The sequence below is a fragment of the Actinomadura rayongensis genome, assembly GCF_009831215.1.
Classification (GTDB): Bacteria; Actinomycetota; Actinomycetes; order Streptosporangiales; family Streptosporangiaceae; genus Spirillospora; species Spirillospora rayongensis.
The window spans coordinates 328,937-349,372 of the sequence record NZ_WUTW01000006.1 but is presented as its reverse complement, the minus strand read 5'-3'; the positions used below and the strand labels follow the sequence as shown (position 1 = coordinate 349,372).

The following is a 20,436-nucleotide window of genomic DNA, read 5'->3' as shown; positions in this document are numbered from 1 at the left end:
CGGGCAGGAGTATCTTGTGCCGTTATCGAACGCGCCGCCGCACCGGCGGCGCCCTGGAAACGCGTAGTGAGTGATCCCAATGGCTGTGACGACCGAGCGGTCCGCCCCGGGGTGGGTGGACGTCTTCCTGGAAGATCTCGCCGAGCACGGGTACGTGGCCCGCGCCGCCAGGACCGCCGGGGTGAGCTGCACGGTCGTAGCGCGGCGGGGGCGCCGCGACCCGCTGTTCGCGCGGGCGCTGCGCGAGGCGCAGGGTCACGCGCCCGAGAGCACGGCCCGGGAGGTCGTGTTCCCCTAGCGGGCGGCGCATGCGAGGGCGGTCCCGTGCCCCGGGGCCGCCCTCGCGCGTTCCCCGGGGTTTTGTCGGAGGGGGCCGGTAGGTTCGGCGGCGTGCGTCCAGCCGATGTCCTGCGCCTGACGGTGGCCGAGGCCGCCGACCGCTATGCCGAGATGGTCCGCGCCAAGGCCGCGACGGGTGCGCTCGCGCCCGGGACGGCGGAGGTGTACGTCCGCGACGTGGGGACGTTCGCCGAGCTCGCCGACCCGGAGGCGGTGCTGGACGACCTGGACGGCGCGGCGGTCGACGCGGTGCTGGTGCGGTTCGCGCGCAAACCGGACGGGCGGCGCGCGGCGGCGGGTCCGGGGCCGGTGGGGCGGGCGACGCAGAGCGCGGCGTCGCAGGCGCGGTTCCGGCGGTCGGTGTCGGCGTTCTTCCGGTACGCGACGGTGGCGGGGTGGGTGCAGCTCAACCCGATGGGGTCGGTGACGCTGGAGGCGCGCGAGCGCGGCGGGCTGCGCGCGGAGCGGCGGGCTTTGACGGCGGAGCAGGCGGCGGGGCTGCTGGACGCGGCGCAGAACCTGGTGGCGGCGCGGCCCGCGGCGGGGCGGCGCGCGGACCAGCGGACCGAGCTGCGCGACGGGCTGATCGTACTGCTGCTGGCGTCGGTGGGGCCGCGGGTGTCGGAGCTGACGCGCGCGAACGTGGAGGACTTCTTCGTGAACGCCGGGGTGCGGTACTGGCGGATCTTCGGCAAGGGCGGGCGGACGCGGGACGTCCCGCTGCCCGGCGCGGTCGCCGACGTGCTCGACGCGTACCTGGCGTCGGGGCGGCGGGAACTGGACCGGGGGGTGGAGGACAAGGCGCTGCTGCTGTCGTGGCGGGGCCGTCGGCTGGCGCGCGGCGACGTGCAGGGCGTCATCGACCGGGTCCTGGCGCGGGTGGAGCCGGGACGGCGGCGGAGCGTGACGCCGCACGGCCTGCGGCACACCACCGCGACGCACCTGCTGGCGGTCGCGACGGACATGGACGCGGTCCGCCGGATCCTCGGCCACGCCGACCTGTCCACCCTCGGCCGCTACCGGGACGAGCTGCCCGGCGAACTCGAAGCCGCGATGCGCGTCCACCCCCTCCTGCCCGCGCCGCGCCGCACCCGCCCGGACGACACCCCCTGACCCGCCCCGCGTCCGGCCCCAGGACGCCCTGACGCAGGACGCTCCGGACACAAGGGCCGGGCGCGGGGTGCGCGTCGGGACGCGGCGGATGGATCGGTCGGGCGCGGGATGCGCCGCGGGACGTGGCGGGGCGGATCGAGCGGGTAGCGAGCGGGTGCGGCGCCCCGGTCCGACCCACCCCGACCTTTCGCGGACCGGCGCGGTGCGTGGAGAGGTCGGGGTGGGCGGGGACGGCGCGGCCGGTCGGGCGGGTGCGGCGCGTGGCGCCGTGACGATCACGGCGTGCGGGTGCGAGGCTGCGGAGCGTGACGGTTCTGGGTGCGGCGGCGGTGGCGGCGGTCGCGGGATGGGTGTACCTCGCGGCGGGGCACGGGGGTTTCTGGCGCACCTCCCCCACCGGCGACGGCGGTAGTGGGGAGGGCGGCGGGGTTCCGGCGGGCGGGTGGCCGGGCGTGGTCGCGGTCGTCCCGGCGCGCGACGAGGCGGCGGTGCTGCCGGACACGCTCCCGACGCTGCTGGCGCAGGAGTACCCGGGGCCGTTCCGGGTGGTGCTGGTCGACGACGGCAGCTCCGACGGGACCGCCGCGCTCGCAAAGCGCCTGGCCGCGGGGGCGGCGGCGGACCTGGAGGTGGTGGCGGCGCGGGAGCGGCCCGCCGGGTGGGCGGGGAAGGTGTGGGCGATGAGCGAGGGCGTCCGCGCCGCCGCCCGGGACCGGCCGGAGTTCGTGCTGTTCACCGACGCCGACATCGCCTACCGTCCGGGCGCGGTGGCGGGCCTGGTGCGGGCCGCGTTGGGACGGGACCGGGACCTGGTGTCGCGGATGGCGCTGCTGAGCGTCGCGACCGGGTGGGAGCGGCTGGTGGTGCCGGCGTTCGTGTACTTCTTCGCGCAGCTGTACCCGTTCCGGCGGGTGGGGCGGGACGGGTCGCGGACGGCCGCGGCGGCGGGCGGATGCATGCTCGTGCGGCGGACGGCGCTGGACCGGGCGGGCGGGCTCGCCGCGATCGGCGGCGCGCTCATCGACGACGTCGCGCTCGGGCGGCTGCTGAAGCGGTCGGGGGCGCGGTGCGAGCTGCGCCTCGCGCGGGACGTGGAGAGCCGCCGCCCCTACCCGCGGCTGGCGGACCTGTGGGCGATGGTGGTGCGCAGCGCCTACCACCAGCTCCGCTACTCCCCCGCCCTGCTGGCCGCGACGGTCGCGGGCCTGGCGGTGCTGTACGGGGTCCCGCCGGTCGCGGCGATCGCCGGAGCCGCCACCGGAAACGGGACCGCCACCGTCGCGGGCGCGGCGGGGTGGGCGGTGATGGCGGCGACACAGGTCCCGGTGCTGCGGTTCTACGGACTGTCGCCGGCCCGGGCCGTCGCGCTCCCCCTCGTCGCCGCCCTGTACGCGGCGATGACGGTGGACTCGGCGCGCCGCCACTACGCCGGGCGCGGCGGCATGTGGAAAGGCCGCACCGCAGTCGGCTGACCGGCCAAACACCGCGCCGCCCCCGCCCGCTGCGGTCGGCGCCCCTGCCCGTCCGCCTCCGCCCGGCCTGGTCCGGTCGGTCGGGGCGGGTGGGTGACCGGATCGTTCCGGTGCGGGGCGTGATCGTGGCTGGGCGCGGCGGCGCGCGGGACGCCAGGATCGGGGCATGAACCGAGCGCTGATCGTGATCGACGTCCAGGAGTCCTTCCGCCGCCGTCCGCTGTGGGAGGCGGTGAACCGTCCCGACATCGCCGCGCGCACCGTCCGGCTGGTGGACGCGGCGCGCGCCGCAGGGGACCTGGTGGTGTGGGTGCTGCACAGCGAGCCGGGGTCGGGGACGCCGTTCGACCCGGTGAGCGGGCACGTGCGGCTGATGGACGGTCTGGAGGCGGCCGCCGGGGAGCCGGTGCTGACCAAGACGTCCCGGAACGCGTTCACCACCACCGAGCTGCAGCGGGTCCTCACCCGGCACGGCGTCGGGGAGCTGGTGGTGTGCGGGATCCAGACCGAGCAGTGCTGCGAGACCACGGCGCGGATCGGCGCGGACCTCGGCTACGGGGTGGTGTTCGTGACGGACGCGACCGCGACGTTCCCGATCGCGCACCGCGACGCGCCGCCCGCCGTCCGCGCCGGGCTGGACGTGGCGGCGCTGCTCGCCGACCCCCGCACCCTGCCCGCCGACGCCGTCACCGAGCGCACCGAGTACGCGCTGGCGGGGAGGTTCGCGCGGATCGCGTCCCTGGACGACCACGTCGCGGCGGCGGGCGTAGACTGACCGGATCGTGACGCGTGTGCTGTTCGTGCTCGTCCCCGGCGTGCACCTGCTGGATCTGGCGGGGCCCGCGCAGGTGTTCTCCACCGCCGCCGACCTCGGCCTGCCCTACCGGACGGAGTACGTCGCCGAGCAGGAGGACGTCCCGACCGCGCAGGGCCTCACCGTCCGCGCCGGCACCGCGTGGCCGGACCTGTCCCCCGCCGACCTCGTCGTCGTCCCCGGGTGGCGGCGCCGCGCCCCCGACCCCGACCCGGGGCGGATCGGGGCGGGCACGGCGGCGCGGCTGCGCGCCCACCACGCGGCGGGCGGGACGGTCGCGAGCGTGTGCGCGGGCGCGTTCGCGCTCGGCCGCGCCGGGCTGCTGGACGGGCGGCGCTGCACCACCCACCACGCCCTGCACGCCGACCTGGCCCGCCTCCACCCCGCCGCGCGCGTCGTCCCCGACGTGCTGTTCGTGACCGACGGGCGGGTGGTGACGTCGGCGGGCATCGCCAGCGGCATCGACCTGGCGCTGCACCTGCTCGCCGTCCGGCACGGGCCCGGCGCCGCCGCGCGCGCCGCCCGCGCGATGGTCGTGTACGCGCGGCGCAACGGGGACCAGCCGCAGGACGGGGTGATGCTGCGGTACCGGGCGCACCTCAGCGACGCCGTGCACCGCGCGCAGGACCTCATCGACGCCCGCTACCGGGACGCGCTGCCGCTCGCTGCGGTCGCCGCCGCGGCGGGCGTGAGCGAACGGACCCTGACGCGCCGGTTCACCGCCGCGACCGGCCGCACACCGCTGCGGTACCAGCAGGAGCTGCGCGTCGAGCACGCCGAGGCGCTCATCGCCCAAGGCGCCACCGCCGACGCCGCCGCCCGCGCCGTCGGGTTCGGCGACGCGCGGATGCTCCGCCGCCTCCGCGCCACCCGCCGCACCCCCGCCACCGTCCCCGGCCCGACCGCACCGGCCACCCCCGTCGCCCCCGCTGGTCACGCTGCCGCGCCGGACCTGTGAGGTGGCGCGGGGCGGTCGGCGCGGCGTCGAGCCGGAGCGGTGACCGGGCACCGGAGCGAGTGCCCGCCAGGGCGTTCCGGCCCGCCGCCCGTGCCGCGCCTGTGCCGCGCCTGGGCCGGCCGCAGCGCGGGCGGGGCACGGGTCGGCCTGCGAGGAGGATGGGTGCGGGATTCATCGGCGGCGGTCGAGGTGATCGCATCCTTTTCCTCATGACCTCCCAAGGGGCCTCGCGAGGGCCTGCGCTCAGCCTCCTCGCGGGCCGGTCAGGGTGGGAGGGGGACCTCGCCGTAGCGTGTCGGGCCGTGCTCGACGGCGGCGCGTCCGCCGGTGACCGCCGCCGCCCACGCCGCGAACTCCGCCGTGTCGGCGGCGGGCACGCCGACGGTGACGGCGACGTCGGCGCCGTACCGGACGGTCTGCGGGGCGGGGCCGCGGGCGTGCAGGTCGCCGAGGAACCGTCCGGCGTCGGTGTGCGCGACGCGGACGGTGACGTCGGTGACCGGCAGCAGCTCCACGAGGCCGACCAGGTCCAGGGTCGCGGCGACGACGCCGGCGTAGGCGCGGGCCAGGCCGCCCGCGCCGAGCTTCACCCCGCCGAAGTGGCGGGTGACGACGGCGGCGGTGCCGGTGACGCGGCGGCGCAGCAGGACTTCCAGCATCGGGATCCCGGCCGTCCCGGCGGGTTCGCCGTCGTCGCTGCTGCGGGTGGTCTCGCCGCGGTCCCCGACGACGTAGGCGGTGCAGTTGTGGGTCGCGTCGCGGTGCGCGCGGCGGTGCGCGGTGAGGAACGCGACGGCGGCGGCCTCGTCGTCCACGCGGGCGAGGGTGCAGGTGAACCGGGACCGCCGCACCTCCACGGTGTGGGAGCCGGGCCGCTGGATCCTGCGCATGACGGGGGCGAGTGTAGCCGGGCGCGGCGGCGGCCCGTTCCCGTCAAGATCCCCGGGCGTGTCACACTTGCGTGCGTGAGCGACCACGGGCTGTCCGATCAGCGGCTGACGCGCGAGGACATCATCGACGCCGCGCTGGACATCGTCACCCGGGAGGGCAGCACGGCGCTGTCGATGCGGCGCGTCGCGACCGCCGTCGGGAGCGCGCCGATGAGCATCTACCGGCATGTGCGCGGCAAGGACGAGCTGCTGACGCTGCTGATGGACCGGGTGTTCGGCAGCCTGCCGCGGCCGGTGCTGCCGCAGGCGCCCCGCGACCGCCTCCTGGCGCTGCTGCTCTGGCAGCACGGGGAGCTGGCGGGACGGCCGTGGATCACCGAGGTCCTCAGCCGCAGCGACGTCGCCGCGCCCGCGCTGCTGTGGCTGATGGAGGACCTGTACGCGGCGTGGACGGCGTGCGGTCTGACGCTGCCGGAGGCGGCGCGCGCGCACCGCGTGACGTGGGTGTTCAGCTTCGGGGACCTGGTGCAGCGGATCCATCCCGCCTACACCGGCAAGCGGCTGCTGGTCACCGGGGACGTGGACCCGTCGGAGCATCCCACGCTGGACGCGCTCGGGGACGCCTGGAACCCGCACGGCCGGCACGAGCACTTCGCCGGGGACCTCACCGCGCTCGTCGACGCGCTCCTCAGCCGGGGAACGGCCAGGGGTTGATGCGGCAGCCCTGCAGCGACTTGGTCTGCTGCACCATCACCGGCGCGCGCCGCCCCCGCCCCGGGCACTGCTCGTGGCCGTGGCCGAGGGCGTGCCCGACCTCGTGGTTCACCACGTACTCGCGGTAGGACGCCAGGTCCGGGCCGTACGTCACGGCGCCCTGCCCCCAGCGGCGCGCGTTGATGACCGAGCGGTTCCCGCTGCGGCACGACAGCTCCCCGCCCGTGACCAGCGGCGCGCACAACCGGTCGGTGAGCGCGGGGCTCGCCAGCGACACCCGGAACGCGACCGGCCCGTGCGCGACGCGGACGAACCGGACCCGGCCGCCGTGCCCCCAGCTGCGCGGATCGTTCAGGATCCGCTGGACCTGCGCGGCGAACACCGCCGCGTCGAACGGCAGGCCGCCCTCCACGTCCACGGCGTACCGGACCGTCCGGGCCGCCCCGGAAAAGCGCGCCGCCGAGGCAGCGGCGGGCGCGGTGGTGAACCGTCCCGTCCCCGACACCGGCACCCGGACCCGCTGCGGCTGCCGCCGCCCGTCACGCCGCTGCTTCGGCGAGCGGGCCTGCCGGGGCGAGCCGGGCGTGCGGGGCGCCGCCGCGCGGGTGCCCGCCGCCTCCGGCCGCGCCGACCGTGGTGGTCGCCGCCCGTCACCGGACCCGCCGTCGCGGGCGGCGACCGCCACGGCCGCCGCACCGACCGCCGCCGCGCACACGACGGCGCCCGCGACCGTCCACACCAGACGGCGGCGCGGCCGGGCCGGAACCCCGGACGGGTCGGGTTCGTGCACGCGCAACTCCTGCGATCGGCGGCCGGTCTGGACGGTCCCCGCCACGACGCGCACGCGCGATGACCAGGTTCACCAGCCCATGTCGGGATATCGCCGCCAGGATAACCAGCCGCCCCCGCACGCCCCACGCCCGCCCCTGCCCCCACCCGCACCACCCCGACCTGCACACAACGACAACAGAACCCCGCCCCGACCCCCGGGGCCCGAACGCGACGAGGACCGGGCGGCAGCAAGGCGACAAGAGAAGCACCACGCCAACCGCCGCGCTCCCCACGCGGGAAAGCGCGCGCTTCCCCGCGCGCGAACAGCACAGCGCGAACAGACGCCGCGCTGGCTGCCGCACGTCCCGTCCGCCCGTCCGGACGGACGCGAGCGGGCGGGCGGACGGGCGGCTCGTTGGGCGGAGCCCACGTCGGGGTCCACGACCGTGCCCGGCCGTGCGCGGCGCGGACGGGTGGGGGCGTGGGTCAGGGGGCGGTGGGTTCGTCGCGGTCCAGCAGGGACGGGTCGTCGACCATCGCCGCCACGTCCGCGATCGACGGCACCACCGCCGTCGGGCGGAACGGGAACCGCTCCACCTCGCCGCGCCCCGTCACGCCGCTCAGCACCAGCACCGTCCGCATGCCCGCCTCGATGCCCGCGACGATGTCGGTGTCCATCCGGTCCCCGACCATCACGGTGCTCTCGCTGTGCCCGGCGACGCGGTTCAGCGCCGTCCGCATCATCAGCGGGTTCGGCTTGCCGACGAAGTACGGCTCCACGCCCGTCGCCCGCGTGATCATCGCGGCGACCGCGCCGGTCGCGGGCATCGAGCCCTCCGCCGACGGCCCCACCGGGTCGGGGTTGGTCGCGACGAACCGGGCGCCGCCGTCCACCAGCCGGACCGCCTGGGTGATCTGGGAGAAGCTGTAGGTGCGGGTCTCGCCCAGCACCACATAGTCGGGCCGGATGTCGGTGAGGACGTACCCGGCCTCGTGCAGCGCCGTCGTCAGCCCCGCCTCGCCGATCACGTACGCCGAGCCCTCCGGCCGCTGGTCGGCCAGGAACGCCGCCGTCGCCAGCGCCGACGTGAAGATCGACTCGGTGGGGACGGGCAGGCCGAGCGCCGCGAGCCGCGCCGACAGGTCCCGCTGGGTGTAGATCGAGTTGTTGGTGAGGATCAGGAACGGGCGCCGCGCCGCCTGCAGCCGCTGCAGGAACTCCGCCGCACCCGGGATCGGGCGGCCCTCGTGAACGAGGACGCCGTCCATGTCCGACAACCACGACTCGATCGGCGCGCCTTTGTTCATACCGCCCATTGTCGCAGGCCGGAACGTTCCACCCAACAGCGGCACAACGCCCACGCCCCACCGCGCGCACGGGGACACGCGCACGGGGACACGGTGACGCTGGACGACCTGCCCCGGCTCCTGGAGCAGTCGCGCGCGGGGACACGGCTGGAACGCAACGCGGGCCGACGCAGCCAACGCGGGCCAACGCGCATGCCGTGTTCCTCGCCCCGGACGTCCCGGCGGCGGCGCGGGCCAACGCGGCCCGTGCGGCCGGACCGGCGGCCCGCTTGACCCGAACGCACGACCCAGGCGCACGGCAGGAGCCGCACAGGCCGAGCGCATGGCGATCGCCGGTGCGTGCGGGATTCAAGGGCCGCGCGCCCCCGCTGGCCCGGGCGCGCGGCGGGAGCCGTACACGCCCGGGGCCCTACACACCGGGCGCGCCAGCGATCGCCGGCGCGCCCCGGTTTCCAGGCAGGACCACCCGGCGGGCGGGTCCGCGCGCACCCGGATCGCCTGCGCCCGGGCCTCCAGACAAGGCAACGGCCACGCGCCCGGCCAGGCACTCCGCGATGGCCTGCGCGCCCGGTCCCGCGCCCGGGACTGTCGGGCGGGGCCGCAGGCGGGACGCACCAGCGATCGCCGCACGCCCGGCGTGTTCGGGGCTATCGCGCGGCCGGTGCACACGGGCGCGCGGGTCTCCGCAGGGCCGTGCGCCCTGACGGGGCCGGGCGGCGGCGCGCACCGTCGGCCACCTGCGCACCCCAGGCCGCTCGCCTGAGGCCGCGCGTCCGGGACCTGAGGCCGGGCGGCCGGGAGGGGCCGGGCGCGACCGGTGGTCGCGGTGCGCCCGGCGGGGCCCGGACGGGTCAGACGTTGACGCCGAAGTCGGACGCGATGCCCGACAGGCCCGACGCGTAGCCCTGCCCGACCGCGCGGAACTTCCAGTCCGCGCCGTTGCGGTACAGCTCGCCGAACACCATGGCGGTCTCGGTCGAGGCGTCCTCCGACAGGTCGTAGCGGGCGATCTCGGCGCCGTCGGCCTGGTTCACGACGCGGATGAACGCGTTGCGGACCTGCCCGAAGTTCTGCTGCCGCGCGTCGGCGTCGTAGATCGACACCGGGAACACGATGGTGTCGACCTCGGCGGGCACGCCCGCGAGGTTCACCTTGATCTGCTCGTCGTCGCCCTCGCCCTCGCCGGTGAGGTTGTCGCCGGTGTGCTCCACCGACCCGTCGGGGCTGGTGAGGTTGTTGAAGAACACGAAATGGCGGTCCGAGACGACCTTGCGGTCCGCCGAGCACAGCAGCGCGCTGGCGTCCAGGTCGAAGTCGGCGCCGGTCGTGGTCCGCACGTCCCAGCCGAGGCCCACCACCACCGCGGTCAGCCCGGGAGCCTCCTTGGTCAGCGAGACGTTGCCGCCCTTGCTCAGGCTGACACCCACACTCCACCTCCGGTTCCGGTCGCGCGGACGTCCGTCGTCCGCACGCACTGTAACGAGCAACGGAGCCCGCCGCGCCGTGGTTCCCGCGCGCGTCACGCGGTGATGAACGAGGCGGGCGCGGTGATGGCGGGCGGGAGGTCCAGGGCGGCGGCGAGGTCGGCGGCGCGGCCCGGCGGAAGGTCGTCGGCGAGGGTGCGGCGCGCCTCCCACACGCGGTCCAGCAGGCCGGACGCGGCGGCGCCCTCGTTCAGCAGGACGGCGGCGCGCGACTCCATCCAGTCCAGCGCGAACAGCCGCAGCAGCGGCCGGACCGGCGGCGGCGCCGACCCTTCGGCCGCGGCGACGACCTGCAGGACGGTCCGGTCGGCGTGCGCGGTCGCGGCGGCGGTCGCCAGGGACAGGTTGGCGTTCCACGCGGTGAACGGGTCCGCGCCCGCCGCGGCGGCGGTCGCGACGCGGTCGGTGAGGCGGGCGGCCAGGCGGCGCTCGGCGTCGGCGGCGACCCCGAGCCACACGCCCGGGTCCAGGGGGTCGGCGCCCGCCGGGACGGGCGCGGCGGGCGGCGGCGCGTACCGGTCGCCGGCGGCCATCGCGCGGGCGGTGTCGAACAGGATCAGGTCGTTGTCGCCGCCCGCGCTGCGGTAGGCGTGGGCGAGGCCCCGGTAGGCGTTGAGGCGGTCGGTGGCGGCGAACCCGGGCGCGCCGCTGTGGGTGCGGCACCGCGCGACGGCGTCCTCGGCGCGGACCGTCACGGCGGCCTTGAACAGCGCCAGGTCCCGGTCCACCGCCGACCACGGCGCCCACGCGCCCCCGCCGCCGTCACCGGTGGCGGAGGCGGTGCGGTCCTTGACGTGGGCGGCGACGGCGGTCAGCGCGTACGCCGACGCCAGCGCGCCGAGCACCGCCTCGCGCTGGTTGCGGTAGTCGGTGAGGGGCCGCAGCGGCGCCAGGCGGCCGAGCGCGACCCGCCCCGCCGAGTGCGCGGCCAGCACGCCCGCCGACGCGCGCGTCACCGCCGCGCACGCCGCCACGACCGCCCGCCACACCGCCGGGCCCACCGACATCGACCGGGTGAGGCGCTGCGCGGCGCCGCCCGCCGGGTCGTGGAACGCTCCGGCCGCGTCGATGGACGCGCCGTCGCGCAGCCACGCCTCGTAGGGGACGCGCAGCCCGTCCAGCCGGACCGCCGCGTAGTCGACGGGCAGGCCGCTGCCGTCGGGGGCGGGGATGATGCGGACGCCGGGCGCGGGCGTCCCGTCGGGTCCGCGCAGTGCGGCGATGAACACGAACACGCCGTGCTCGCGTCCGCCGTGGACGAGGGTGGCGTACACGGCGGCGGTCTTGGCGACGCCGGGGTGGCCGGTGTTGGTGGGGAACTTGGCGGCGTCGGCGTCGGGGGTGGTGAGGACGAACTCGCGGGTCCCGGCGTCGTAGCGGGCGGTGGTGCGGGGCGACAGGTGGCTGTTGCTGCGGCCCGCCTCGGTCATCAGCAGCGTCCCGACGTCCCCCATCGACGCCAGCCTTTCGCGCGGGCCGTCCAGGCCGTCCTGCCCGGCGCCGAACCGCAGGATCGGGGCGAGCGCGAGCGTGTAGTGCAGCAGCATCACGTGGAACAGCGCCGGGTCGGCGACGGCGGCGCGCTCCAGCAGCGCGCACAGGGCGTGCGGGTCGTCCAGCAGCTCGGCGGCGGGCGGCGCGGCGCGGCCCGCGCGGCGCAGCCGGTCGTAGGTCAGGGCCTGCCGGTCGCGGGCCGTCAGGCCGTCGGGGACGACCGCGAACTCCGGCGGGACCGCCGCGTCCAGCCACGCGTCGGCGCGGCCCCGGACGAACCCCGCCAGACCGTCGGCGGCCGTGTCGGTGGTGTCGGGCATGCTGTCGGGCATGGGCGGTTCCTCTCAGTGGACGGCGGCGGGGCGGGGGGCGGCCAGCGGCGCGCAGGTGCGGGCGCCGGGCACCGACAGCGCCGCCGCGCGGCACAGCGCGTCGCCCGGCCCGGCCTGGACGAACAGCGTCGCGCCCGCGCGGTGCACGGCCCGGACGATCTCGGGGAACCGCAGCGTCCGCACGATGCAGTCGGCCAGCGCGCGGTGCGGGTCGTCGCCCGGCCCGTACGCGCCGCCCCGCACCGGGGAGTACACCGGCAGCTCCGGCGCGCGCGCCGGCACCGACCGGATGATCGTGTACCACTCGTCGTCGGCGCCGCGCAGCGACGGATGGTGCGACAGGTACGGGACGGCGAGCCGCACCGCCTTCACCCCGTGGTCGCGCGCGGCGGCCAGGGCCCGCTCCAGCGGCTCGTCCGGCCCCGACACCACCGTCATCGCGGGCGCGGTCGTGCACGCGATCACCACCGACGGCTCGGCGGCGCGCAGCAGGCACGCGCGGGTGTCGGCCTCGGGCGCGGCGACCAGGCCCATCCCGCCGCCCGACCCGTGCCGGGTGAGGACGTCCACCAGCGTCACGGCCATGCGGGCGCCGTCGGCGACGGTGAACACCCCCGCCGACACCATCGCCGCGATCTCCCCGAAGCTCTGCCCGACCGCGAACGCCGGGACGACCCCCGCCGCGCGCAGCACCCGGTCGGCGGCGACCGCGCACGCGTAGTCCGCGGCCTGCGCGACGCCCGGGCGGCGCGCCGCGTCGGGGTAGGCGGCCGGGTCGTCGAGCAGGACGTCGCGCAGCACCGGCCACCCGACCGGCAGGCCCTCCTGGACGGCGTCCAGGACGTCGGCGACGATCCGGCGGCCCGCCGGCCCGGCCGCGGTGTGGCCGGATGCGGACAGGGCGGTCAGGTCGGGGGTTCCGCCCGATCCCGTCCCGGGGAAGAGGAAGGCGCACACGTCGTCGGGTCTGAGATCGGGGGCCAGGTCCTGCGTCCAGTCCGGGGCGAACGGCACGGGCGGGTCTCCTTACCTCTGGGTAAGACTCACTTGTCTTCGTGGATAAGCGACAGCGCGCCAACAGATATAGAACAAAAGTTACAAACTGGGATTATTCCTTTCAGGGGTCGGCCTGACAACCACCCCGGCCGCCGCCCGGCCCGCCACCGGCCGAAGCGACGGCCCGCACCGCTCCCGGTCACCGCACCCGGAGCCCCGACCGGACCGAGGGGAACGCCCGTGACACCAGCTGGGACGCCTGCCGGGACACCTGAACAGCCCCGACCACCGGACGGGACGCCCGCCGCCCGCCACCCCGTCGCCGTCCACGGCACCGGCGCCTACCTGCCCGACCGGCGCGTCACCAGCGAGGAACTGTCCCGCGACCTCGGCCTGGACCCCTGCTGGATCGCCGACCGCACCGCCATCGCCGCCCGCCACGTCGCCGCCCCCGGCCAGGCCGCCTCCGACCTCGCCGCCCACGCCGCCCGCCGCGCCCTCGACGACGCCGGCCTCACCCCCGCCGACATCGGCCTCATCGTCGTCGGCACCTCCACCCCCGACGAACTCGGCCCCGCCACCGCCTGCCGCGTCCAGGCCCTCCTCGGCGCCCGCCGCGCCGCCGCGTTCGACGTCGCCGCCGCCTGCACCGGGTTCGTGTTCGGCGTCCAGGCCGCCGTCGGCTGGCTCGCCACCCAGCGCGGCGCCCCGCCCCGCGCCCTCGTCATCGGCGTCGAGGTCTACTCCCGCTTCCTCGACCCCGCCGACCGCGCCACCGCCGCCCTGTTCGGCGACGGCGCCGCCGCCGCCGTCCTCGGCCCCGCCGCCGCCCCCGCCGGCATCGTCTCCCTCGCCCTCGGCTCCGACGGCACCCGCGCCGACGACGTCCTCATCCCCGCCGGCGGCAGCCGCTCCCCGGCCAGCCCCGCCACCCTCACCGCCCGCGGCCACACCATCCACATGGACGGCCGCGCCGTCCGCGACTTCATCACCGGAACGTTCCCCCGCCTCGTCACCGCCGCCCTCGACGACGCCGGCGTCAAACCCGCCGACCTCGCCCTCGTCGTCCCCCACCAGCCCAACCCCCGCCTCACCGCCACCCTCGGCCCCGCCGCCGGCCTGGACCCCGCCCAGATCGCCGTCGCCGGCCACGACGTCGGCAACATCGGCGCCGCCAGCCTCCCCTACGCCCTCCACCGCGCCCTGCGCACCCGCACCCTCCCGCCCGACGCCCTGGTCCTGCTCGCCGGCTTCGGCGCCGGCCTCACCTGGGGCCACGTCCTCCTCCGCTGGCCCACCTGACCCTCACCCCCACCCCGCCGCACGCCCCACCCGCCGCACGGCGCAGCGCAGCCCCCCGCCCGCCAACCGGCCCACGAACGTCAACCGGCCCATTCCACCGACCCGCCCACGCCGCCGCCCGGGATCCCGAGCGGCACGACCGGCCGACGCGGTGCCCGCACCGGCCCCCGACGACCCGCAACTCGCCCCGTACCGCGCCGCGCGCCCCCTCGCGGTGCGGCGCGGTACACGCGCACCGACCGCAGATCCCGCCCGTCCCGCCCAGCCGCCCGCGCAACCGGGCACGCTGCGCGGTAGGCGGCGCGGTGGGCGGCGGCCGGTGCCCGGGCCGGGGAGGTTGCGCCGGAGGCCTGGTGGTGCGCCGTGCAGGCCGGTGCGCGTCCCGGCGGGCGGACGGCCGGCGAACGTCCGCTGGCAGCCGAACGGCGGACGGTAGATCGACGGCGGGCGCAACGCGCGCCACCGCGCGTGCGGTCCGCCGCCTCGCAGGCGGCGGACCGCACGAACGCCCGGGCGGGCTGGCGGGATCTGCGGCGGCGCGACCGATGACGTGGCCGGGCGTGGGTCGGGAGCGGGGACGCGCTGTGCTGGGCCGCGCGCGATCACGTGCGTGGGCTGTGCCGCAGCAAGGCGGAGTGGATGTTCCGCGCGCGGAGGCTCGCGCGGGCTGGGCACGGAGGTGTGGTCAGGTGGGGCGGCTCAGGGTGCGTCAGGTGGTGTGGCCCCAGGTCAGCTCGGCGCCGGCGTGGCCCGTCCGGACCACCCACACCAACGCGAGCAGCGCGAGGACGACCACGAGCGCCGCGGCGGCCCTGCCCGTCAGGACGGCCGCGCGGCCCGGTTCGGGGGCGCGGCGCGCGTCCAGGATCAGGAGCGCCAGGAACACCAGCGTCAGCGCCACCACCAGCACGCGGAGCTGGCCTCCCAGCTCGCCGTGCTCGGCCACCGCGTGCGGCACCGGGCCGCCGCCGGTGCGCTCGTCGCGCAGCGCCTCGCCCGCGCCCGCCGCCAGCATCGTCGCCGCCATCACCGCGACCAGCGCGCCGCCCGTCGCCGCGCCGAAGCGGAGCCGCCACGCCGGGCGCACCGCGAGCGCCGCCGCCGCGGCCGACAGCAGCGGCACCAGCACCACCGGGACGTGCACCAGCAGCGGATGCGCCGGGAGCCCGAACGCGTCCTGCGGCTCCACCGGCGCCAGCGCCGCGGCGAGCACCACGGCCGCCGCCAGCAGCAGCACCGGCGCGTTCAGGGGGATGCCGAACGGGCCCGGGCGCGGGGCGCCGTCCGGGCGGGAAGCGGGCGGGGCGGAGGGGACGGGGCCGGGGGACGGCGCGGGGGCCGTGGCGTCATCGCTCATGGACGGTCATCCAACGGCACCGACCTCTCAGAACCCTCTCAACGCCGCGCTCACGCGGGCTGTTCGGGCAGCTCGCCGTCCCGCCGGATCCACACCTGCAGCAGCAGCATCAGCTCCAGGCGGATCTCGGGGTCCTCGATGTCGAAGCCGAGCAGGTCGTGCAGCTGCCCCAGGCGGTACCGGACGGTCTGCGGGTGCACGTGCAGCGCCGCCGCCGCGCCCGTCGCGTTGAAGCCGTTCTTCAGGCACTCCAGCAGCGTCACCGCCAGCCGCACCCCGTGCCGGGACCGGGTCCGCGTCAGCGGTTCCAGGCGGCGCGCCGCGACGATCTCCGTCAGCCGCCCGCCCGCCTCCAGCAGCAGGTCCGCGACCCGCTCCTCCGCGCGGACCAGGCCGCCGCGCTGCGCGTCGTCCCCGCCGCACGGGTCGGCCGGGAGCTCCAGCGCGCGCCGCGCCCAGTGCAGCGACACCCGCGCCTCGCCCGGCGGCACCGCCGGGCCGACCGCGCCCGACCAGCCCGCCAGCATCCCCGTCAGCCGCTCGGCCTGGCCGGGGCCGTCGGGGTCGGGCATCACCAGGCAGGGACGGCCGCCGTCCAGGCCCGCCAGCACCTGCGGCGGCAGCCCCGACGGGCCCTCCCCGCCGCTGCCCGGACGCGGGCGCAGCACGATCACCGCCAGCCGCTGCGGCAGCGGCCAGCCCGCCATCGCCGCCTGCTCGGCCACCACGCCCTCGGGCACCGGCGCCTCCGACAGCAGCAGGCCCAGCAGCCGGTGCCGGCGCTGCTCGCGCTCGCCCGCCGCCTTCTCCCGCGCCCGCCGGTACCCGGCCGCCGCCGCCGACGACAACTCGTCCAGATACGCGAAGTTCGCCTCCGCCATCACGCTCAGCAGCGACAGCGGGCGCCCCAGCCGCTGGTACTCCGCCGCCAGGTATCGCCACGCCGTCCGCGACGCGATCCGCATCGCGTTCTGCAGGTGCTCCAGGCTGCGGCCCTCGACCGCCTCCCCGTAGCCGACGTCGAAGTAGACCTGGTACACGTCCTTCCACGACACGTCCGGGTCCTCGATGAGCCGCACCAGGTGCTCCATCGCGAAGACCACCGCGGCCTCCACCACCTGCCGGTACACCGGATCACCCGGCCGCGCGTACTCGGGCACCTCCCGCAGCACGCCCGCCACCATCAGCTCCTGCACGGCCGGCAGATGCCCCCGCATCCACGCCGCCTCCGCCACCGGCACGGCACGCCACGGCTGCGCCGCCGCGCCCTCGCGCGCCCCGTCCACCGGAGCCCCGTCGTACACCAACGTCACCGCACACCTCCACCCGGACAGCAGCCGGGCCGCCGCCCGGAACCGGGTCTCCGACGGTAGGTATCTTGTGCGTTGCGCAACACTCACATCCTGTACGTGCTGCACGCCGAACGTTGTCACTCACGTGATAACACCGCGCCGACATCATCAACAACAAGCCACGTTTCAGGACAATCCAGGCCGTCACCCCGCTTAGCGGGATCGTCCGGACGCCCCATTCCTTCCCCTCCGGCCACCTCCAAACGCCCGTTTCGTCCCACCGCCTGCGGCCCTCCGCCCGTCCGCTCCACGCGCCTCCCAACCCGGCGCGCCGCGCCGACGGCGTGCCTCCGCATCGCTGTGCCGCCGACCGCGTGACGCCCGCCGCGCTCACCCGTCCCGGCCGACGGGCTCGAACGGGCTACGCGCACCAGCGGCACCACCATGGGAGAGCCGGGTGACGGGCTAAGACGGCTCGTCCGCGCTCGCGCCCATGAACGTCCGCGTGCCGCGGCGCCGCCGGACCTCTCGGCGCGCGGCGGCCTTTCCCCACCGGCCCACACCGGTCCGGCCGCGCGAACGCATCGCGGCGAGCCCTCGCACGACCCGCGCGCTCGCGAGCATTGCCGATGACGCGCGGGCGACGGGTCGATCGCGCGGGCCGGTAGGCGGCGAGCGGGGTGCACGCCGCACGCGCATGGGCAGACCATGCGGACGGGCTGGCCGCGCGGGCAGGGAGCCGCGCGCCGGTGGGTGGGCGGCGCCGGCGAGTAAGCCGTGCAGGTGGCGGTGAGTGGACGGCGGGTCGGGTGGCGTCCTGGAGGCGCCGTCGGCGGGCGGCGCGCACGTCGGGCGGCGGGTTGTGCGGCGTCGGGTTTGCGGACGGGGTGGTGCGTTGTTTCTGGGGGGGCGGGTTCAGGGGGTGGTCAGGAGGGACAGGGCGCGGTCCACGTCGTCCTCGGACGTGCTCAGGTGAAACGACGCGCGCAGTCGGCCCGCTCGCTCGGCCACCACCACGCCGTGTTCGGCCAGGCGTGCCGCCGTGCCGTCCGGGACGCGCAGGGACACGATCGCCGAGTCGTCCGGCGGCAGGCCCAGGCCCGCGCGGAACCGGTTCGCCAGGGCCACGTCGTGGCGCAGCACCGCGTCCGCGCCGACCCGTTCCAGCAGTTCGAGCGCCGCCGCCTGGCCCGCCCACGACGGCCACGCCGGGGACAGGTCCAGCCGCCGCGCGTCCGGCGCCAGCCGCAACTGGCCCGCGTACAGCGACGCCCACGGGTCCTCGGAGGCGAACCAGCCCGCCGCGACCGGCCACACGTCCGCCAGCGCGTCCGGCGCGACCGTGAAGAACGCCGTCCCGCGCGGGCCCATCAGCCACTTATAGCCGCCGCAGACCACGAAGTCGGCGGTTGAGGCGTCCACCGGCAGCCATCCGCACGCCTGCGTCGCGTCCAGCAGCACCCGCGCGCCCGCCGACCGGGCCGCCGCCGTCACCTCCGCCAGCGGCGCGATCCGGCCGTCCGCCGACTGCACCACCGACACCGCTACCAGGTCCGCGCCGCCGGAGACTTCGTCCGCTACGCGGTCCAGCGGGACCGACCGTACTTGCAGGCCGTCGCGCGCCAGGAACGGGTGCACCAGCGACGCGAAATCGCCGTCGGCGACCACCACCCGCGCCCCGGACGGCAGGGACGCCGCCACCAGGCCCACGAAGTACGACGCCTGCGGGCCCACCGACACCCACTCCACGGGCACGCCCGTCAGCCGCGCGAACGCCGCCCGCGCCACCGGCACCGTCGCCTCCACCCCGACCGGCGACATCAGGCCCGCCGCGCGGTCCCGCTCGGCCGCCAGCACCGCCTCGTGCGCCGCCCGGGGTGGCAGCCCGTAGGACGCGGTGTTCAGATACGCGACGCGCGGCGCGAACTCGCCGCGCGCCTCCTCCACCGACAGCGACCCGCCCGCGATGTCCATACCCCGATGATGGACGACGCCGCCCCCGCCCCGCCCGTAGGGTGCCCGCATGACCACACCCGCCGCCTACCTCACCGGGCTGTTCGGCCTGCACGGACGCGTCGCGCTCGTCACCGGCGGCAGCTCCGGCATCGGCCGCGCCATCGCGGGCGCGCTCGCCGCCGCCGGGGCCCGCGTCGTCGTGCTCGCCCGCGGGGAGGACGCGCTGCGCGCCACCGCCGGGGAACTGCGCGCCGCCGGGCACGACGCCGACCACGTCGTCGCCGACCTCGCCGACCGCGCCCAGGTCCGGCGGGCCGCCGCCGACGCCGCCGTGCCGTTCGGGGAGCCCGACATCCTCGTGCACAGCGCCGCCGTCAACCTGCGGCCCCCGCTCGGCGACCTCGGCGACGACGTCTGGGACACCACCCTCGCCGTCAACCTCACCGCCCCGTTCCTGCTCGGCCGCCACTTCGGGCCCCGCATGGCGCGGCGCGGGTACGGGCGGATCCTGCACCTGTCGTCCCAGCAGGCGTTCCGCGCGTTCGCCGACAGCGGCGCCTACGGGGCGTCCAAGGGCGGCGTCACCGCGCTCGCCCGGTCCGAGGCCGAGGCGTGGTCGCGGCACGGCGTCACCAGCAACGCACTCGTCCCCGGGTTCGTCGCGACGCCGCTGAACGCGCACCTGTCCGCCGACCCCGCCCGCGTCGCCGCGCTCGCCGACCGCACCCTCACCGGACGCAACGGCGTCCCCGGCGACTTCGCCGGCGCCGCCGTGTTCCTCGCCGGCCCCGCAGCGTCCGCCGTCACCGGCCAGACCATCTTCGTGGACGGCGGCTTCTCCGCCCACTGACCCACCACCCCGCGTTTTGCCTGCAGAACCCCGCGCCGCGCCCGCGAACGGCACGCCCCCAGCGACGCCCGATGCCGCACGGTGAACCCGATCGCACAGCCCGTCCGACGACGGGGCGTCCGACGACGGGGCGCGCCACGCCCGCGAGCCCTCGGCCACCGCCCACAAGCGGGCGCGCGGAACGCCGGTGCCGCACCGTCAGGCCCGGCGTGCAGCACGCGCCCGCGCAGACGGGCACGCTGACCGGCCACTCATGCTCGCGCTTGAGCGCACGGCTCCGAGCGCACGGCATCGCGCTCGAGGCGCGATGCCGTGCCTCTGAGGCGCCTTTGGAGCGCCCAAGTCGCACTCGGGGCATGCACGCGGCGAGCGCTGGGCGTCGGGCGCGCGGCATCGCGCTTTCGCGCGCGGTGTGCGTCGGCGGGGTTCCGGCAGGGTCAGGTCGCGTCGTGCTGGGCCGCGATGCGGTCGGCCGTCAGACCCAGGCGCGCAGGCTTGGACGCACGGGTTCGCGGCGCGCCATCGGGCGCGCGGGTTCGGGCTTGGGGCGCGCCTGGGCGTGTGGTGGCCGTCGGCGGGCTTCCGGGCGGGACGTCGCGGCGTGCCAGGGCGGCGGGCGGCGGGTCAGGTCGCGTCGTGTTGGGCGGCGATGCGGTCGATCGACTCCGCCAGCGCGAAGTCCTTGGCCGTCAGGCCGCCCGCGCTGTGCGTCGTGAGGGAGAACGTCACCGTCCGCCACCGGATGTCGATGTCGGGATGATGGTCGGCCGTCTCCGCCGCCCGCGCCACCTCGTTCACCACCTCGATGCCCGTCAGGAACGACGGCGCCGTCACCGACCGGTGGATCCGGCCGTCCGTCCGCTCCCAACCCGCCAGCTCCGTTAGGCGCGCCGCGATCGCCGCGTCGCCCAGCACCTCCGCCATCGCGTGCTCCTTCCCGCCCGGCGGCGCCGGGCTCCCTCTGCCAGATGCCCCGCGCCGCCTCCCTCACACC

The 20,436-nt window shown here is 77.2% G+C and carries 18 protein-coding genes; 8 read left to right on the top strand and 10 right to left on the bottom strand.

Annotated elements, in window-relative coordinates:
• Positions 1-79: 79 nt before the first annotated feature.
• The 5 genes from GQ466_RS25025 (at position 80) to GQ466_RS25005 (ending at position 4,696) form a co-directional block, all read left to right on the top strand.
• Positions 80-298, top strand: a complete 219-nt coding sequence (locus tag GQ466_RS25025) for a hypothetical protein (protein ID WP_161105467.1) — start codon at positions 80-82, stop codon at positions 296-298.
• 92 nt (positions 299-390) lie between these two features.
• Positions 391-1,452 (top strand): tyrosine-type recombinase/integrase, encoded by a 1,062-nt coding sequence (locus GQ466_RS25020; RefSeq protein ID WP_161105466.1) that lies wholly within the window; start codon positions 391-393, stop codon positions 1,450-1,452.
• Positions 1,453-1,757: 305 nt separating this feature from the next.
• Complete coding sequence (locus GQ466_RS25015; RefSeq protein WP_161105465.1) at positions 1,758-2,924, top strand: glycosyltransferase; 1,167 nt, start codon at positions 1,758-1,760, stop codon at positions 2,922-2,924.
• 166 nt (positions 2,925-3,090) lie between these two features.
• Entirely contained in the window at positions 3,091-3,699 is a 609-nt protein-coding gene (locus GQ466_RS25010) for an isochorismatase family protein (RefSeq protein ID WP_161105464.1), read from the top strand.
• Between the two features lie 7 nt (positions 3,700-3,706).
• A complete protein-coding gene (locus GQ466_RS25005) occupies positions 3,707-4,696 on the top strand; it encodes a DJ-1/PfpI family protein (RefSeq protein WP_161105463.1) in 990 nt (329 codons plus the stop codon).
• A 263-nt stretch (positions 4,697-4,959) separates the two neighbouring features.
• Here the strand turns inward: GQ466_RS25005 and GQ466_RS25000 are convergent, their stop codons facing one another.
• The gene (locus tag GQ466_RS25000) at positions 4,960-5,586 is read right to left on the bottom strand and encodes an IMPACT family protein (RefSeq protein WP_161105462.1); all 627 of its coding nucleotides are present in this window, start codon (positions 5,584-5,586) and stop codon (positions 4,960-4,962) included.
• Between the two features lie 75 nt (positions 5,587-5,661).
• Here GQ466_RS25000 and GQ466_RS24995 point away from each other — a divergent pair, with 75 nt between their 5' ends.
• Positions 5,662-6,300 (top strand): TetR family transcriptional regulator, encoded by a 639-nt coding sequence (locus GQ466_RS24995; protein ID WP_161105461.1) that lies wholly within the window; start codon positions 5,662-5,664, stop codon positions 6,298-6,300.
• Here the strand turns inward: GQ466_RS24995 and GQ466_RS24990 are convergent.
• The 5 genes from GQ466_RS24990 to GQ466_RS24970 all read right to left on the bottom strand — a co-directional run bounded on the left by GQ466_RS24990 (position 6,275) and on the right by GQ466_RS24970 (position 12,703).
• Positions 6,275-7,090 carry a DUF3152 domain-containing protein gene (locus GQ466_RS24990; protein ID WP_337193618.1) on the bottom strand — a complete coding sequence of 272 codons (816 nt, stop codon included), beginning with the start codon at positions 7,088-7,090 and terminating at the stop codon, positions 6,275-6,277. The genes GQ466_RS24995 and GQ466_RS24990 overlap by 26 nt on opposite strands.
• A gap of 467 nt (positions 7,091-7,557) precedes the next feature.
• Positions 7,558-8,379 (bottom strand): HAD-IIA family hydrolase, encoded by an 822-nt coding sequence (locus tag GQ466_RS24985; protein WP_161105460.1) that lies wholly within the window; start codon positions 8,377-8,379, stop codon positions 7,558-7,560.
• An 851-nt stretch (positions 8,380-9,230) separates the two neighbouring features.
• On the bottom strand, positions 9,231-9,806 hold the full coding sequence (locus GQ466_RS24980; RefSeq protein WP_161105459.1) for a TerD family protein: 576 nt from the start codon (positions 9,804-9,806) through the stop codon (positions 9,231-9,233).
• A 92-nt stretch (positions 9,807-9,898) separates the two neighbouring features.
• Positions 9,899-11,689: an acyl-CoA dehydrogenase family protein gene (locus tag GQ466_RS24975; protein ID WP_161105458.1), complete on the bottom strand. Its 1,791-nt coding sequence runs from the start codon at positions 11,687-11,689 to the stop codon at positions 9,899-9,901.
• A 12-nt stretch (positions 11,690-11,701) separates the two neighbouring features.
• Positions 11,702-12,703, bottom strand: coding sequence for an acyltransferase domain-containing protein (locus tag GQ466_RS24970; RefSeq protein WP_161105457.1), 1,002 nt, complete (start codon positions 12,701-12,703; stop codon positions 11,702-11,704).
• A gap of 222 nt (positions 12,704-12,925) precedes the next feature.
• Here GQ466_RS24970 and GQ466_RS24965 point away from each other — a divergent pair, with 222 nt between their 5' ends.
• A complete protein-coding gene (locus tag GQ466_RS24965; protein ID WP_161105456.1) occupies positions 12,926-13,987 on the top strand; it encodes a beta-ketoacyl-ACP synthase 3 in 1,062 nt (353 codons plus the stop codon).
• A gap of 709 nt (positions 13,988-14,696) precedes the next feature.
• On the opposite strand, the gene GQ466_RS31060 is transcribed toward GQ466_RS24965, so the two are convergent.
• The 3 genes from GQ466_RS31060 to GQ466_RS24955 all read right to left on the bottom strand — a co-directional run bounded on the left by GQ466_RS31060 (position 14,697) and on the right by GQ466_RS24955 (position 18,610).
• Positions 14,697-15,344 (bottom strand): DUF2231 domain-containing protein, encoded by a 648-nt coding sequence (locus GQ466_RS31060; protein WP_202421058.1) that lies wholly within the window; start codon positions 15,342-15,344, stop codon positions 14,697-14,699.
• A 50-nt stretch (positions 15,345-15,394) separates the two neighbouring features.
• Complete coding sequence (locus GQ466_RS24960) at positions 15,395-16,657, bottom strand: PucR family transcriptional regulator (RefSeq protein ID WP_337193617.1); 1,263 nt, start codon at positions 16,655-16,657, stop codon at positions 15,395-15,397.
• 894 nt (positions 16,658-17,551) lie between these two features.
• Positions 17,552-18,610 carry an aminotransferase class V-fold PLP-dependent enzyme gene (locus GQ466_RS24955; RefSeq protein WP_161105455.1) on the bottom strand — a complete coding sequence of 353 codons (1,059 nt, stop codon included), beginning with the start codon at positions 18,608-18,610 and terminating at the stop codon, positions 17,552-17,554.
• A gap of 49 nt (positions 18,611-18,659) precedes the next feature.
• Between GQ466_RS24955 and GQ466_RS24950 the strand changes: the two genes are divergently transcribed.
• The gene (locus tag GQ466_RS24950) at positions 18,660-19,442 is read left to right on the top strand and encodes an SDR family NAD(P)-dependent oxidoreductase (protein ID WP_161105454.1); all 783 of its coding nucleotides are present in this window, start codon (positions 18,660-18,662) and stop codon (positions 19,440-19,442) included.
• Positions 19,443-20,066: 624 nt separating this feature from the next.
• Here GQ466_RS24950 and GQ466_RS24945 read toward each other — a convergent pair.
• Positions 20,067-20,366 carry a 4a-hydroxytetrahydrobiopterin dehydratase gene (locus tag GQ466_RS24945; RefSeq protein ID WP_103566461.1) on the bottom strand — a complete coding sequence of 100 codons (300 nt, stop codon included), beginning with the start codon at positions 20,364-20,366 and terminating at the stop codon, positions 20,067-20,069.
• Positions 20,367-20,436 lie beyond the last annotated feature (70 nt).

What these genes read in the sequence shown, in the direction of transcription:
- GQ466_RS25025 (WP_161105467.1), top strand. Translation starts at nt 80, where the DNA reads ATGGCTGTGACGACCGAGCGGTCCGCCCCGGGGTGGGTGGACGTCTTC.
- GQ466_RS25010 (WP_161105464.1), top strand. Translation starts at nt 3,091, where the DNA reads ATGAACCGAGCGCTGATCGTGATCGACGTCCAGGAGTCCTTCCGCCGC.
- GQ466_RS25000 (WP_161105462.1), bottom strand. Translation starts at nt 5,586, where the DNA reads ATGCGCAGGATCCAGCGGCCCGGCTCCCACACCGTGGAGGTGCGGCGG.
- GQ466_RS24985 (WP_161105460.1), bottom strand. Translation starts at nt 8,379, where the DNA reads ATGAACAAAGGCGCGCCGATCGAGTCGTGGTTGTCGGACATGGACGGC.
- GQ466_RS24975 (WP_161105458.1), bottom strand. Translation starts at nt 11,689, where the DNA reads ATGCCCGACAGCATGCCCGACACCACCGACACGGCCGCCGACGGTCTG.
- GQ466_RS31060 (WP_202421058.1), bottom strand. Translation starts at nt 15,344, where the DNA reads ATGAGCGATGACGCCACGGCCCCCGCGCCGTCCCCCGGCCCCGTCCCC.
- GQ466_RS24955 (WP_161105455.1), bottom strand. Translation starts at nt 18,610, where the DNA reads ATGGACATCGCGGGCGGGTCGCTGTCGGTGGAGGAGGCGCGCGGCGAG.
- GQ466_RS24950 (WP_161105454.1), top strand. Translation starts at nt 18,660, where the DNA reads ATGACCACACCCGCCGCCTACCTCACCGGGCTGTTCGGCCTGCACGGA.
- GQ466_RS24945 (WP_103566461.1), bottom strand. Translation starts at nt 20,366, where the DNA reads ATGGCGGAGGTGCTGGGCGACGCGGCGATCGCGGCGCGCCTAACGGAG.